This window comes from Paenibacillus endophyticus, assembly GCF_014192395.1.
Lineage (GTDB): Bacteria > Bacillota > Bacilli > Paenibacillales > Paenibacillaceae > Pristimantibacillus > Pristimantibacillus endophyticus.
The window spans coordinates 345092-360958 of the sequence record NZ_JACHXW010000006.1 but is presented as its reverse complement, the minus strand read 5'-3'; the positions used below and the strand labels follow the sequence as shown (position 1 = coordinate 360958).

General features: G+C 46.1%; 13 protein-coding genes. 3 read left to right on the top strand and 10 right to left on the bottom strand.

Annotated elements, in window-relative coordinates:
* Positions 1–21 precede the first annotated feature (21 nt).
* The 4 genes from FHS16_RS12960 to FHS16_RS12945 form a co-directional block, all read right to left on the bottom strand.
* Positions 22–372: a type II toxin-antitoxin system PemK/MazF family toxin gene (locus FHS16_RS12960; RefSeq protein ID WP_028609438.1), complete on the bottom strand. Its 351-nt coding sequence runs from the start codon at positions 370–372 to the stop codon at positions 22–24.
* Between the two features lie 3 nt (positions 373–375).
* Complete coding sequence (locus tag FHS16_RS12955) at positions 376–657, bottom strand: CopG family ribbon-helix-helix protein (RefSeq protein ID WP_028609437.1); 282 nt, start codon at positions 655–657, stop codon at positions 376–378.
* A 221-nt stretch (positions 658–878) separates the two neighbouring features.
* Positions 879–2069: an alanine racemase gene (alr, locus tag FHS16_RS12950; protein WP_183562649.1), complete on the bottom strand. Its 1191-nt coding sequence runs from the start codon at positions 2067–2069 to the stop codon at positions 879–881.
* A gap of 148 nt (positions 2070–2217) precedes the next feature.
* A complete protein-coding gene (locus FHS16_RS12945) occupies positions 2218–3492 on the bottom strand; it encodes an outer membrane lipoprotein-sorting protein (RefSeq protein WP_183562647.1) in 1275 nt (424 codons plus the stop codon).
* Between the two features lie 257 nt (positions 3493–3749).
* Between FHS16_RS12945 and FHS16_RS31740 the strand changes: the two genes are divergently transcribed.
* Positions 3750–3953, top strand: a complete 204-nt coding sequence (locus FHS16_RS31740; RefSeq protein WP_246431729.1) for a VOC family protein — start codon at positions 3750–3752, stop codon at positions 3951–3953.
* Positions 3954–4354: 401 nt separating this feature from the next.
* On the opposite strand, the gene FHS16_RS12935 is transcribed toward FHS16_RS31740, so the two are convergent.
* The 5 genes from FHS16_RS12935 to FHS16_RS12915 form a co-directional block, all read right to left on the bottom strand.
* The gene (locus FHS16_RS12935; protein ID WP_183562645.1) at positions 4355–4756 is read right to left on the bottom strand and encodes a hypothetical protein; all 402 of its coding nucleotides are present in this window, start codon (positions 4754–4756) and stop codon (positions 4355–4357) included.
* An 839-nt stretch (positions 4757–5595) separates the two neighbouring features.
* The gene (locus tag FHS16_RS12930) at positions 5596–6798 is read right to left on the bottom strand and encodes a cation:proton antiporter (RefSeq protein ID WP_183562643.1); all 1203 of its coding nucleotides are present in this window, start codon (positions 6796–6798) and stop codon (positions 5596–5598) included.
* Between the two features lie 3 nt (positions 6799–6801).
* Complete coding sequence (locus FHS16_RS12925) at positions 6802–7305, bottom strand: cation:proton antiporter regulatory subunit (protein ID WP_183562641.1); 504 nt, start codon at positions 7303–7305, stop codon at positions 6802–6804.
* A complete protein-coding gene (locus FHS16_RS12920; RefSeq protein ID WP_183562639.1) occupies positions 7286–7765 on the bottom strand; it encodes a GreA/GreB family elongation factor in 480 nt (159 codons plus the stop codon). Before FHS16_RS12920 ends, FHS16_RS12925 begins: the two co-directional genes overlap by 20 nt.
* 246 nt (positions 7766–8011) lie before the next feature.
* Complete coding sequence (locus FHS16_RS12915) at positions 8012–11341, bottom strand: outer membrane protein assembly factor BamB family protein (RefSeq protein ID WP_183562637.1); 3330 nt, start codon at positions 11339–11341, stop codon at positions 8012–8014.
* Positions 11342–11599: 258 nt separating this feature from the next.
* Between FHS16_RS12915 and FHS16_RS12910 the strand changes: the two genes are divergently transcribed.
* Complete coding sequence (locus FHS16_RS12910; protein ID WP_183562635.1) at positions 11600–11815, top strand: PspC domain-containing protein; 216 nt, start codon at positions 11600–11602, stop codon at positions 11813–11815.
* Between the two features lie 25 nt (positions 11816–11840).
* Positions 11841–12512 carry a PspA/IM30 family protein gene (locus FHS16_RS12905; RefSeq protein ID WP_183562633.1) on the top strand — a complete coding sequence of 224 codons (672 nt, stop codon included), beginning with the start codon at positions 11841–11843 and terminating at the stop codon, positions 12510–12512.
* A gap of 196 nt (positions 12513–12708) precedes the next feature.
* On the opposite strand, the gene FHS16_RS12900 is transcribed toward FHS16_RS12905, so the two are convergent.
* Positions 12709–15837 (bottom strand): hybrid sensor histidine kinase/response regulator, encoded by a 3129-nt coding sequence (locus FHS16_RS12900; protein WP_183562631.1) that lies wholly within the window; start codon positions 15835–15837, stop codon positions 12709–12711.
* Positions 15838–15867: the final 30 nt, after the last annotated feature.

Sequence of the window (15867 nt, the reverse complement as noted above, 5' to 3'; positions counted from 1 at the left end):
ATGCTAAACAGCCCATAACGCTCAGAAATCAATTAAGCCTACACTAATCAGTAAGGCATCATCGACCTTGCGCATCGTTTCATCATCCAAATGCGTAATTTTGTCAGTAAGTCTCTGCTTATCAATCGTACGAATCTGCTCAAGAAGCACCACGGAATCGCGGTCAAAGCCGTGTGCGGCTGCATCCATTTCGACATGGGTCGGCAGCTTTGCCTTCTGGATTTGAGCCGTTATTGCAGCTACGATGACCGTAGGGCTGAAACGGTTACCAATATCATTCTGAATGACAAGAACAGGACGAACGCCTCCCTGCTCCGATCCGACGACTGGCGATAAATCCGCAAAAAAAACATCACCACGTTTTACAATCAACCTCTACACCCCGCTAACGAGACGGCCTAACGTATGATCTGCTTCTTCCTCCGCTTGAAAAGCTTCCGAGGCCATGTTCAGGTTTATTTTCGCCATCTCCATATATCCGCGCTGCATGGATTCCCGGATTTGACGTTTTTTACGCTCCACCAAATAAAGCTTCATGGCTTGCCGAATAAATTCGCTGCGGTTGGAGTTTTCCTTGGCAACAATCCCGTCAACCTCCTCCAGCAAATGATCTGGCAGGCTAATCATGATTCTTTTGGTATTTTGTACATTGGCCACCGAACTCGCACCCCCAAAACTTTTCCATAACCTTACTACACATTATGACAATATAATGCCGTCGCTATACTTCAACATATCTATGATAGCCGTATATCAAATATGCTGCATGTTTTCATGTATAGCCCTTATAGATGATCTGCCATACTACATTCGAGATTTTTGGCGAAAATCCTCTTCATTTACGAAAATTTGTAAGTTGAAACAATTACCAATAGTTATTATGACTGAGCGAGGGGGTTTTGAATCGCGATTGTCTGGTCACCTCTAACATAAATGCGTGGCAGCCGTGCAGCAAGCATACAGATGACCTCATAGTTAATCGTACCAAGCTGATCCGCCACATCCCCAACGGTAATAACCGAATCGCCTTGGCGGCCTATGAGCACCACTTCTTCGCCGTTCTTAACGTTGCCATCACTCTCAGTTGCCGCTGGATCAAGCGCAATCATGCACTGGTCCATGCATATCGTTCCAAGAATCGGAGTTTTTACTCCGCGTATGATCCCTTGTGCTTTGCCGGTAAGCATACGGCTATAGCCGTCTGCATATCCAATCGGCAGCGTTCCGATGCACTCTTCCTGTGCCGCTACGTAACGTGTGCCATAACTAATTCCCCAGCCTGCCGGTACCGTTTTGACCATAACGACTTCCGTCTTCAGAGACATCACTGGCTCCAGCGCGATACGCTGCCGGTTTACCTCATCTGACGGATACAACCCATACATACTGACGCCTAAGCGGAGCATATTGCCTGCCCATTGCGGTGTATCAATACCCGCGGCGCTGTTTGCCGCATGAATAATCGGTATAGGCCAGCCCTGCTGCCTCACATGCTCAGCTACCTCATGAAATCTGTTGTACTGACGCTGCGTGTATTCTTTATCTGCCTCGTCTGCTCGCGCGTAATGCGTGAATAAACCTTCCACTTCCACCTGAGGAACCTTCATAGCCGTTTCGATAAAGGACAATACCTCATCCTTGCCGATTACGCCTAGCCTACCCATTCCGGAATCCATTTTGATATGGACCTTGAGCCTGCGGCCACTATGATCAGGCGTAAGAACCGACGCTGCGGCTAAAACGTCCTCTCGAAAGAGAGCGATCGTAATGTTATGGCTTCTTGCAACAGACAAGGCATCCGCAGCCACGAATCCAAGCACGAGAATCGGGGTTTGGATGCCAGCCTGGCGCAATTGCAATGCTTCATCAAGAAATGCAACGCCTAAATAATCTACGCCGAAGCGTTCTGCCTCCCGCGCAATCTCAACCGCGCCATGTCCGTAAGCATTTGCTTTAACAGATGCCATAATCTTACATTCATTCGGGATCGCATTTCGAAAAGCCTCTAAATTATGTCGTAAAGCATCTAATGAAAGTTCAACCCTAGTAGGGCGATAATACAAATCCAAGCCGTTCACCTTCTCCTTATCTGGCAGCCACAACAGTCCGAGCAGCAAACATCAATAGCAATAATGTTAAACCTTGCCGCTAAGACTGTCAATGAAACGAACCTTGAAAATGGCTAGTACGTCTTGGAAAATCGCCCTTTTAACCGTTTTATTTGCCGATTTCACCCTGAACGGACTGCGCGACCTTAATCATCTCGGATTCAGGCAGATTTGCGCTTGTCAGACGGAACTGATGACCTTCATACGTCCAAGTCAAAGTCTGCTGCTCATCGCCGCTCACCTCACCGACCGTGAAGCCTAGATCCAGTATCGTGCCTGGCACCAATGATGCCGCTTGATCTTTCGGTTCTGTCTGAATAAGCGTATAGCTGTAATCGCCTGAGTAACGCAGCATCAGGCCTGGGTTCCCGCCAAACACAATATCAATGAGCTCTGGCTCCTGAACGCCTGCTGGCAAATACGAAGGTTTCATTGCAGTAAAGCCCGCTGCTTCTTCCGGTTTGACGCTCGTTGCCGCATCATCGCCTTCATCCTCAGCCGCGTTCCCGCTGTTGTTCGTTTGATCATCACCATCTACAGCGCTGTTGACATCGGTTTGATTGCCGGCATCGTCTGCTTTATCCCCATCTGTTGCAGCATTCGCATCTGTACCCGCATCGTCTGCTATATTCCCGTTCGTTGCAGCATTCGCATCAGCATCAGCATCGTCGACGTTTCCTTCAGCAGCACCAGTGGTGCTCTCGTCATCCGGCAGCGCCATCGTAGGCTCTTCTGTCGTTTGGCTGGAAGGTGTCGCTTTCATGTTGGCCTCCGTCTCGAAAACGGCTTTGTCGAACTTCGGTCCAAAGTCAAAATTGTCAAATTTAACTTCGACCATAACTGCCGCGTTCGTATCGCTCACTTCAACCTGAACGGGCTTATAATCCGCTTTGTTGAGCCAAATTTTTTGGCGAGCCAACGAGCCGTTATTATAATTAGCCATTACATCAAAAACATAATTGTCCTCGTCGATTACAAATTGCCTGGAATTGTCCACAAGAATGCTTTGTACGAGCGTTTGGTACAAGTAAACTTGGCCTTGGTTTTGCGGCCAATCGCTTTGGAAGCGAAAAACTTTATTCAGCTTCGGTGTGAGAACGAATACGCCGTCGTCATTGCGAAGCACGATTTGTGTAATGTCCTTCTCTTCATTCGTAAGCTTGATCCGATAATATTGCGGTTTTTGGTAGGATACCTCCACCTTGTACTCCAGTGGCTGCTGACCTGTCCGCAGCGTCATCGTACCGCTTCCTTGATAGCTCTCCATGCTGTTCACTACTTTGTCGAGCTCCTTAACCACGGACTCGGCGTCCTTCGTTCCGCAAGCTGCTAATACGAGCGACAAACACAATATGATTGCCGCGGTCCATGTCATGCGACGCATGTAATCATCCCCTCTGCACATTGTTTTTTACTGGCTGATAACATGTCTATGAGGGGACTTGACCAATTATGCGGACTGGCAATGGCTTGGCTCAATTTTTAATGTGAAAAACCAAGTTTGAGAGCCGAGAGCCCCCGTTCATCGGGGAAATTGTACACTTATTGCTTTTCTGTAGAATCGTTCCTTGAAAATATTCACATTAAAGCTGGCAAACACTATGGCAAACAACGGGATTCTCTCCATCCAGGGTAGCAGCTATGCTGGATGGACAAGCTGCGGAAGCGATTGAGTTTTACCGGGAAGCATTGAAATCAAAGTTATTGTTCAAAACTACGTACGGGGAAGGCAAGGATGCCGAGAGTTTGCGAGAAGAAGTGAAAAACCGTATTTCCCATGCGGTGCTACAAACTGGTGAAAACGATTTGATGGTCGCTGATATCTTTCCGGGCAACCTTATGTAGTCGGAGATCAGGTAAATATTTGCATTACAGCGACGCAACAAAGCGAGATTGAAGAAATGTTTAATAAAATGAGCGAAAGAGGGCGAGTGGTGCTCCCGCTGCAAGAACCTGAATTCAGTCCCTGCTTCGGAATAGTGAAAGTCCGTTTTTGCGTTACGTTTCAATTCTTCAAGAATGATCCAACAAGCAGTTGGAGTTGAAAATAAAAGATCTTGACCGGGGAGAAATCTCCGGTTCTTTTAGAGTGCGGTGGGTGGTAATGTTAACGTCAGAGAAGGGTAGGTCTCGGAATGCCGTACGCACATAAATAAAGCCGAGGTTACGCACCTCGGCTTTATTCTAACAAATATAGTTGTTATTTATGATGCCATGGTGTTCATTTTCCTAATCTGAGACAAACGTTATCCATTCAAGTGGATCATGTAGTGAGCTTCGGTGGAGTAGTAGGGGAATTGATTCGTTACTGTAATAAGAAATTTTTTATTCGTACCTGCAGGGACCGTAAGGCTGCTATTAGTGGCACTGCCAATATAAACGAAAGGACCAGATCCCGGATCTTCGTATAGCGCTAAAATAGCCGCGCCAGAACCCAGCCACAATGTTTGTGTTGTTGACTTACCTGAAAACTTGAACCAATCTATATCAGTTGCACTAACATAACCGGATTGATATGAATGTGTACTCGAAGAGTAAGTCATCGAATTTGCTGCGAACCAAGAGTCGTTATATTCCGTCTCGGCAAAAACTGACGTAGTCCCCACTAGTAAAAAAATCATGAGCGTCAATAGTACAGTCTTCTTCATAAAAATTCCTCCCTATTAGTAAATAATGTTTTTTTACCGTACAAACTCAGAACGTACAAGTCATCATGAATTCAACTCCACAAGCTAAGCAACAACCTCCTTCTATGTATTCTCAGAGCTTCTACACCTCATGTCGTTCGCCATTACCCCTTCACGATTTGGTCGCTGGCCAAGCTAAAAGGATATACAGTTGTTAACATGCCTGTGTAGAGATCATTTAGCGCCGATTTCCAATTCCACCAGGAAATCGCTTTTCAAATAATATCATCTAAGATAAAAATTTACATTTAAAATTCTCGCAAAAGTTCTTTCAATATCCTCAAATCTTGTAAAAGAGAAATCATATAGTCATTTAAAAGAAGCAGCAGAGTAGAGCCACACAATCAAGGTCGTTTATTTATTATGCGGACTAATTTGACAAGCTAAGGCAAAGTGGCCATTCTTTATTTCCAGCTCGCAATTGCCTGTCTTATTCGTCTCTCATGTAAACCTTATTTTTCGGATGATTTCATATCCATGCGATTAGAGGCAACCTTCTGTGCATCTATGAAAAGGCAGTGTTAAATCTTAATGATGTTTTTACCCAAAAAGAAAACCGCCCTTTGTGTGAAAAGGCGGTTAATTAACTATTATTCGTTTAATACTCATATGTGAATCATTATCAACATTCGATACAGCAAGCTCTATTCCGGAGGAATGATATGAAATGACTGTGCTCCAGCGGAAAGAACAGGAGTTACTCCTTCAACAGTAAAACTGCCTTCGGAGTAATCCCTTTATTTTGCTAACGCACATCGATTTAACGCCTGAATTCGCTTCATGAGCAGCGAAGCGCTAGACTACCCTCTAGCACGCTTCTCCTTTTTCCTCAGCCTCTCGAAGCTTTGGTATATCCATTTGGACTCCTTAGTCAGGAGCGGCCCAAGAACAGCCAAGATGAGAACGTAAAGGACGGCAAAGGATTGAATCGATACCATCAAGCCGCCTGCCTTGCCGATGTTTGCCATAATGATGGAGAACTCGCCTCGGGAGACCAGCGTGAATCCGACATTCAGCGATGCCTTTGGTGAAATACCGGATATCCGGCCTGCGAGGATACCCGCTCCAAGGTTGCCGATAATCGTCAGGACAACCGCAATCAGCGTCATCCCTACCGCTCCGCCTAAGGAAGCCGGCTCAATCGTCAAACCGAAGCTAAAGAAAAATAACGCTCCGAAAAAATCCCTGAAAGGCAGGACATGCTGCTCAATTCGCTTCACATGCCGGGATTCCCCAAGCACAAGCCCAATCATTAAAGCTCCGATTGCCTCTGCGACATGCAGCGTTTCGGAGAAACCCGCCACAAGGAACAGCAGCGTCATAATCATCAGCAAAAATAGCTCCGATGATTTGATATTCAGCGCCCAATCGATATATTTGATTATTTTCCGACCGATATACAAAAATAATACGATGAATGCGAGCGCAGTCATCGAAATCAGCACAACGCTCCAGAAGGATGTCGCGCCGCTCAAAATCAGTCCAGTTAAAATCGAAATGTGGACCGCAATGAACAAATCATCGAACATGATCATGCCCATAATGATTTCCGTTTCGGGATTTGCGGTCCTTTTCAAGTCGACCAAAACCTTGGCCACGATTGCAGTTGAGGAGCTGGTCATAATGCCGCAAACGACAAGCGTTTCCTTGATGGGCAGGTCCGCTATCGAACCGAGCAGCAGGCCTGACAAGAAATTTAGCGCTACATAGAAAGAGCCGCCCACGATTATCGCTTTGCCTGATTTCAATAGCCTGGCAACGGAAAACTCCAGCCCTAAATAAAACAGTAAAAATAAAATGCCTAAACGTCCCATAAATTCGATAAAGGAAGAGCTCTCAATAAACCGCAGGTCAATAATCCAAAAATGCGGCGCATGCGGTCCTACGGCCATTCCAATAAGAATATAAAAAGGAATAACCGAGAAACGCAGTTTTGCTGAAAGCAAGCCTGTCAGCGTAATGAGTGCCAGTGCCAGTCCGACTTCAAATATGAGCGTCTCCATCGGCTATAGCGTTCCATTCAGCAGCAATGTTTTTAACAGGTTTAATTGCATGCGTTCGCCGGCTACGACCAAGGTCAGTCCAGCAGTGAACATGTATTCCGCGCCCGGATTAATATGCTTCGTCTTATCCTTACCAACTACGGCGAGGATGGTTGCCCCTGTCGTTCTGCGGATATCCAGCTCCCCAATCCGCTTGCCTACACATTTGGACAATGGCTCCAGCCGAATCCATTCTATGATCAAGCTATCCAGAGCAATCTCTTGATTTTCCAGAAACTTCGGCTTGTAAGTGATCCCTGCGATAATCGCGGAGACGACTCTTGCTTCCTCATCGTCAAGCGTGGCCACGGACAGCATATCGTCCGGCTCATCAGGGTTCATATGAAAAATATCCCGTCGTTCATCGTTATGAACGACGATTACCAACTTTTCTCCGCTACGGGTAATCAGACTATACTTACGGCCAATGCCGGGCAGTTCGGTTTCTCTAAGATCCACATGCCTCATCTCCTTCCATACAGGAGTTTCCGCCCGTGAACGTGATTGCGGCAATACGGGTTCGGATCGCTCCGGATGGCGCGGCAACGGAAATAAGCTCGCCGAGGCGGGCCAGCAGCAATTGCCTGCCCACAGGAGACAGAAAGGAAATCCTGTTTTCATCCGGATCTGCCTGATCAGGCAGCACAATCGCAAAGGAATCCTTGGTATCGAAATCCGGATACTCAAACGTGACAAAGCTGCCAATAAGCACCTGGGAATGCAGCTCTTCGTCTGCCAACGAATCCCGGTCCGTAAGCAGCTTTTGTAAGGTATCCGTATACAATGATAAAAATTGACTGATTTCAGTACGCTCTTTGCCATGCATGACAAAATAGGCGTCGAGAAAGCGCTTCTTCTCGTCACCCAACAGGACAAGCTGTGCGACCAACTGTTCTCTTACACGGGATAGACCGGTACTATGGTTCATAGTAGACTTCCCCCCCTATGCGCACAATACTGATTCTGTTCAAACAACCAACTGTTTTTTCCATCCTTTTCTCCTCCTAAAAAAATATAAGGCCTCTTCGTTAGAGGCCTTATACCAAGCTTACCAAACATAATCGATATGTCCAGCTATTATTTAGCAATGTATCTTATTCGTCACATTCAGGATGTTCTCGACTGGCCTTTCCCCTTCTTGATTTGATTCAGAAGCTGTCGATTCTCTTCTCCGTTAACGTTTTACTCTAGACAACAGAACCGCTGCCTCTGCACGAGTCAAAGTGGCTAGCGGCTTAAAGCTTCCATCCTCATAGCCGTTTATGATGCCCGCATCGATAACTGCACCAACCAAACCTCTGTTCGATGCCTTGATCGATGAAAGATCAAAAACCTTTGCCAGACCATCCACTTTTTCTGTCAGTTTTAGTGCTTTAGCTGTCCATACCGTCACTTCTTCCCTTGTTACAGGATCAGCGGGCTTAAATGTGCTGCCGTATGCTGTCGCATCAATCCAGCCATCTGCCCAAGCAGATTCTATAATGGCTCTTGACCACCTATCCTTAGCTACATCAGTGAAGGCTAGCTCTGTTTCCCTTAAAGTCGTATTGAGCTTCTTCGAAAGCATGGACAAAAACTGCTCTCTCGTAACTGCAGCGTTCGGACGATAGGTTCCGTCAGGGAAACCCGAAACTACCCCTGCTTCAACCAGCTTCTCTACCGCTTCCCTCGCCCAATGCAGCTTCATGTCATAAAATAAAACATCCGATGAGCGTGTCACTGTAATATCGAATAAGCTTAGTTCATTCACATGATCAATCACTGCTACTTGATAACCATCTGTAACGCCGCTTGCGACTGACTTGTCCCCTGCCAAATCAACTCGCCACTTCATTTTTCCCGCTGCATCGTAAGATGCAACAGATTGGCGATTTCTAGTTGCTATGGCAGTATCTTTTATGGTGAACAGCCATTCATTCTGCATTTGGTTAATGGTTTCCGGATAATCTTGTAGATTCATAAATTGAATCGAATTCTCTCCCTCTGTTAGACCTTCAACAACACGATGTCTAAACATCGTTATATGATCTTTGCTTATAATAGGCGCAGCTTGTAAATAAAATTTAAAGTTGTTTTTCCATTTCAAGTTTCCGTCCGCATCGACTGCGCTCACCGTGCCTTGCGAGCTAGCAGCAACGATGGTTCCATCCTGAAGCAGCACAGGCTTGTAGAACGTTGAATCAGACTTTCCTAAATCGTATTTCCATCGTATATTTCCAGACAAAGCATCAATCGCATAAAGCGTGCCTATAGAGCGGAATGTGACCATTGCCATCGGATAGTCTGCAACCTCGCCAACCGTTTCTGTATTCTTTGTAACGACGTAAACGGTGTCACCCTCACTGTTCAACACAAGCTCATCATGTACAATTTCTCCATTCAACGGAGTTGTCCATCGAACAGCGTCCGATATATCTGTCGCTTGCAGCGTACTGCTCTCACTTCTTGCCATTCTGTTAGAACTGCTGATGCTGAATCCTGTATATCTGTTTCCGAAACGATCCCAGCCGAGCAGCGTGCTGAACTGTCCAACCGCGATATTCTGATTAAGCATTTGCTTACCGCTGGCGAGCTCATAAGATACAAGCTGCCCCGTATTCGTCCCGACATAAAGACGTGCATCAGGTCCGAGCACTGGCGGCTTCGCCACAATCTCATTCATATCATGCTGCCATCGAAGCTTTCCATCTGAACTGACAGCTGTGATTTTCCCTTGGCTGCTTAGCGCATAAACTGATCCCTCTGCTGAAATGATCGGCTCTAAATATTTTTCATTTTCACTCGTCTCAAGCGCTGGCAATACGAATGACCACTTTTTATTAAGATTAGCGCTATAGATCGGTTCCGGCTTTGATGTATTCGGATTTCCATTCACAGTTACTTTAATGGTTGTCTTTACTTTAAGGTATTCAGCAGTCACCTCCACCTCTCCGGGAGCAGCCGCATGAAAGCCGGCTTTGTCGAAATACGCGATTTTATCATTGCTTGTACGGTAGATTATACCTACTGGGTTCGTTTGTTCTTTTCCATCAGCATACTTCGCACTTGCTTGTAGGGCGCTAATCGTTCCTACCTGGAACTGTGTATATATATTTCCGAATGAAAGGGAGACAACGTCACGCTCATTCGTAATATTTTTCAACTCCAAAGCAATGACCCGCCCGCTTTTTGTACCCATATAAATTTGGTTTTTGTCTACAAACGTAAGATGAAAGGTAGAACTGACATCAAATTCTACCGATTTTTCCATTTGCAAGTCCGAGAAAATGAGTTTATTGTAGCCGTCGGAAAGCATCATTCCATTATCAAACCAAACAACTGGTTTTTCATTTTTTATGACTGTTGAAGAAATAAGCTTCCCATCTTCGCTAATCCGTTGAAGTTCGAGTTTGTAAAGCTCGCTCCGCTCATATGAAGTATTCTCTGACTTTTCATATCGAAGAAGCGTGCTGTAGAATAAAAGGGCTCCATCCTTTTCAAGATGCATAACCGTGCCGCGCTCAATTAGATTTGTTCGATCATCAAGCTGCAATTTCCAAATGAGTTTGCCTGATGAGTCAAATTTAGAAACAACAGCATCTAGAGTAACGATATAAGCATTATTATTTTCGTCAAAAAGAATAGGCGCTTCCGTTCTCCCGGTAAGCGAATAAGTGCGCCTTACGACTCCCTCGCTAATGACCTTCACCTCGGTTGGCTGCCTAGATTTAACATATGACGGAGTCTGCGGTTGGTTTCCAAGACCCGAAGGCTCTGCAAATACCATTAAATTCCCGTCTTTATCTACAGAAGGGCTATTGTAGGACGAAGTAGCGTTCAACTTCACCTTCCAGCGCGTTGAACCGTTTGTATTCAATTCCTCAGCATAAGTGGTCGTCTCAAGAGCAAGCTTGCCGCCAACTATATTTGTTATCAAACTGTAAGACGTCGCATAAATCTTATCCTCGCTCAGGCCTTTATATTTCACTAAACCCGAAATGTCGCTGCGTTCGAGTGCTTTGGTCCCATCCAAGCGCAGTGCCAGCATGCTGCTATTATTAAGTTTAATGTAGATCAAACCATTACGCTGCAATTCCACCTTGTCAAAGCGCGAGTAGGTCGTTTCATATTCCCATTTCTTCGTTCCATCAGCCTGAAAAGCGTATAAGTTTCCGCTTGAGCTTACATAAATGACCCCGTCAGTCCCTAGTAGGACTTGACCTTTTTCGTCCTCGTATTCTTCACTCATTGGCCTAACCACTGCTGTCCATAAAGGCTTGCCAGTGGGACTTAACGCATAAAATTTCCCCTTTTTCGTTAAGACGTACACTGTGCCATCAATACCGATAACGGGTTCCGCCGCTACCGCACCTTCGACGTTTAGTGCCCATCTCTCTGCCAGGTATGAACCAACTGATGGAGCAGATTCCGCTTGAACGAATAAAGGAGCCATCCAATTTGGAAAACATAATACAAAAACAAGGATTGCACAAATTCCTTTTCTATAAGAAGCCTTCTTATCCAATTTAACCTTTCCTCCCATACCTGCTAATAATTCTCTATTAAAACTAGATTCATAATAGGAGATTACGTGGTTGCTGTAAAGCATAATTGCATCTTGAAACGTAATTCCCAATAACCTTCAAAAAAACCTTCCCCGCCATTTGTCGCATGTATACCCGCCTAAAGACCAGTAGCAGGAACAGACCGCGGTCCGTTACGAGAATGCAGGCCTTATTCTACAATAAGGACATAGATGAGCCGAAGGGAAAGGATGAAAGAGATGAAAAAATTATTTCGATCAACGACGGACAGCAAGCTGACCGGTCTATGCGGAGGTATTGGACAGTGGCTAGGCATTGATTCTACGATCATCAGATTGTTAGTTGTCATCGCCGCATTTTTCAGCTTTGGGGCAGTCATTCTGATCTACTTCCTTGCTACGCTCTTTGTTCCTAAAGCCGCAAACCATGATTTTAGATTTGTTGACCACTACTAAACTAAACCATTCAGGGAGAGATGATATGATGGGAATTTTACAACGTTTGGCCAGCATGACGAAGGCGGCCGCTAATGAAATGTTAGACAAGATTGAAAATCCGGTCATGATGTTAAACCACTATTTAAGAGATTTGGACGAAGAAATTGCAAATGCGGAGCATGAAAGCTTGAAGCAGCAGGCGCATGAGCGATTCTTGCTGGCTAAGCTGAATGAGCTGAACGAGCAGGCGTCCTACTACGAAGGCAAAGCAGAACAAGCAGCATTGGAGGGTCGTGAGGCGGAAGCTCGCACTGCGCTTGAGGCTAAGCTTTTGTATTTGGAACAAAAGGAAGAAACGCAGAAGCTCATACATCTAGCCAAGCAAGCGGTGCTTGATTTGGAACTTCGGGTCGTAGCGTTGAAGGAAGACAAAGCTAGACTTCAAGAAAAACGGCAAGAGCTTGTCGCAAGGTTGGAAAAGACGGCTCAAACATCTGGATATCCCTCTTCCTCCGTCCACCATGGCAGCACGGCTGCGCGGGGCTTCGATCGGATCGAGCAGAAGCTGATGGAGCAAGAAGCGCAGCAGGAGCTTGCAAGAGGACGATATGGGCTAGACGCCCGCCAAACGGGCATCAATGAGCAAACCGAGCTCCGCAGCGCACGCGTCGACGAAGAACTAAGTCGATTGCTCAAAAAGACTTCCGGCCAGTAATCTTGGTTAACATTCCATGCAAAGGGTCCTTCCCAAAAGGGTAACCCGAACGGATCCAATACGTGCACGAAAGAACCTTCAAAACCACTATAAAAGTGGAACTGAAGGTTCTTTCTCTGCTTTCTATTACGTACCATACAAATTAGATTTAACATTCTCGAAAAATGACTTTTGGACTGCCTATTTTCACTAAGGACTAGTCTTCATAGATTTCGATTTCATTTCCCTGCTTAGCCTGAGGAACCTGGAAGGAAACCGTCGTACCTTCGCCTTCCTTGCTTATAATGGCAAGACCTTCCCCATACAGAGACAACAAACGTCGATGAATATTAATTAATCCGACCCCGCGTAGAGGACGCTGCTCTAATAGCAGCGAGTTAAGCTCGCTGGCTTTTATACCGACACCGCTATCTGTTACCGAAATCTGCATGTGATCACCTAGCTGCTGAACCTTCAAGAAAACGGTCCCGCCAGCCGCCGTCTGCATAACGCCATGTCTTACTGCATTTTCGACAATGGGCTGAATGCTAAGTGGCGGGATAAAGCCGGTCGTGCGTTCATCCACCTCGTACACCACACGCAGACGCTTGCCAAATCTTGCTTGCTCCAGTGCGACGTAGGAACGGACCAACTCCAGCTCTTTCTCCAAGCTGACAATCTGCTGCCGATTATGGAAATCAAAGCTGCTTCGCAAATATTTACTTAAATCCATCAATAGCTCGGTAGCCTTTTCCGGGTCGGTAGGGCAAACCGATATGATCGTATTTAGCGCATTATATAAGAAATGAGGCTTGATTTGCGCTTGAAGGAAAGCAAGCTCAGAGCGGATCGCCGCTTGCACAGACTGACGCAGCTCCAGCAAGGTTCTTACCCTTGCCCGCAGGATAACACCGTCCACAGGCTTCGTCAAAAAATCGTTAATGCCTGCGCTGAAGGCTGTTTGGATATCTCCCACAAGACTTCTGGCTGTGAGCATTAGGACGGGGAGCTCAGACAGGGCATGGCGCTCCCTGATTCGCCTGCAAAGCTCAAGCCCTGACATGCCCGGCATCATCCAATCCGTAATCACCAAATCAAAGCGGCGTTTGGCAGACAGCGCAAGAAGCGCATCCTCTCCGTTATCTACAGCGATGACGGTGTAATGCTCTGTGGACAATAAATTAATGAGCACCTGCAAGTTAATCGGGTCGTCATCCACTACTAGTACCGTGAAATGCTGCGAATCCTTTTCTGCCTCGACGTTACCCGGTCCGTGAGCAATTGCCGTTTGAAGCTGGTAAGGCGATTCAATCGTTGCCGCAATCCTTTTGCCTGCTGCCGCTTCTGTGATGGAGGATTGACTAGCAGCAGGGAGCGTGAACGAAAAGCTGGAGCCTATGCCTGGCTCAGATTCAGCCCAAATCCTCCCGCCATTAAGCTCAACGAGTTTTTTCGTTATGTTCAATCCAATGCCCGTCCCGCTATACCCGGCTTGAATATCAACCATGCCTAAGCTGTTGAACGGTTTGAAAATATCATCCAGCCTGTCCAAATGAATGCCTATACCTGTATCCTCCACTCGGATGATAACCATTCGATCAATAAGCTCGGCTTTTATCCGAATATGTCCAGCATGCGTGAACTTTACTGCATTGCCAAGCAAGTTAAAGAGGATCTGGCGAAGCCTCTCTTCATCGGCATCTAACAGCGGTAGATTTTCCGGCCACTCCTGAATGAGCTTAACTCCCTTTTTCTCCGCCAAATGACCGATGACTTCCATGACCGATTGCGCCGCAGCAGGAAGATCTACCGCTTGACGGTTCAGGGTTAGCTGTCCATTCCGCAGCGTAGAGAAATCCAAAATATCATGAATGAGATAGTTCAGCCTTCTGCCCGTTGACACGATCATGGAGAGCTGCCTTGCCTGGTCACTGCTCGGAGTCCCAGCTACCCCCTCCAAAAGTGATTCCGCGATGTTTACGATACCATGCAGCGGCGTTCTAAGCTCATGCGAGGTGTTAGCCATAAACTCATCCTTTAATCCATCTATCGCCACGAGCTTGCGTGAGAGCTCTTCAACCTCATTAAAGGAATTCGAGAAACGCTTAGCCAGCATGACGACTTGAACGACAACGAGAATAAGCAGCTCATAAGAGTGATAGAAGTGGCTTTCCAGCATGCCTAGTACCTGCATAATACTGACAATAATATATACCAGAATGCTAATCGCGCTTAAGAGCAAGTAGTGTGCGTCCTTGGACTTGTTCAGCACCGCCTTAATTAGGGTATACAACAGGACACACACAACGAACATAGAAAGAATGACAGCAATAAAAAACCATTTTGAATACAGCATGGTAGGCAGGATGGCGGAAGCTGTCAATGCGAATATCGCAGCAGCTTTGCAAACATTCCATAACTTTTCGTTAATTTCCTGCGGAACGGACACATACACATAATAAAGCAAAAACAAATGCCCGAAAGCCGAGGAAACGCTCTGCAGCTTCATGATGATCCCATAGTCCAGCTCCGGCAGAAAGACCGTTATCAGCTTCTCTCCGTGCGTGAGCACATAGACTAACAAAGACAAGCAGCACAAGGCTAAATAAAGCAGTGAGCGCTCCTCTCTACGCAAATAAAATAAGAAAAGAAAAAAAACAGCAAACATAGAGTAGCTTACAATATTGAAAAATTCACCAAACAATCTGAACTCCCGTTTTTCTCGAAGCTCCTGCTCATCGCCGAACCAAATCGGATAAATGATTCCTCCTGAAGAATAATTGAAATTGGATACCTGCACGATAATCTCAACAATGGGATCAGTTATCGAAACAAAACCTAGATAAGGAACATTGGAGGTCTTATCCGTTCGCTCTGAGTCACCAGGAAGCCCGCTTGCTCCTACTTCCTCTCCGTTTATGTAAATCTTATTCGCCATCCGGATATTCGTCGTTTTGATTCCATAATACTTTTCATGCCGGTCGCCAAGGTTAATATGCAGCCGGTATGTGCCGAACCCTGCTGCGGCTGGCTCGCCGTTATCGGCAATATAGGCATTCCATTGCCCCGGTACAGGAAAGAGGCCTGTTAGCCCAGGCCCCTTCGATGTGTTAGACTCCGCTTGCTTGAAATGCTGAGGCGTCAGCAGCTGATTGCGATAAAATTCCCAGTCGCCATTCAGCGCAACCGATCCATCCTTGCTAAAATCCCAGTCAGTTAAATCAAGCGTGCCCCCGCTTGAATGCGGTGCTTTTTCTTCTGCCAACTGCTGATACACATATTCGTATATCGGAAAAGCTACAACGATAAGGAAGAATACAATTATCGTCCCCCATTGTTTTTTCATCCTGTCGCAGCCTCCTTGCCCATAAGCATT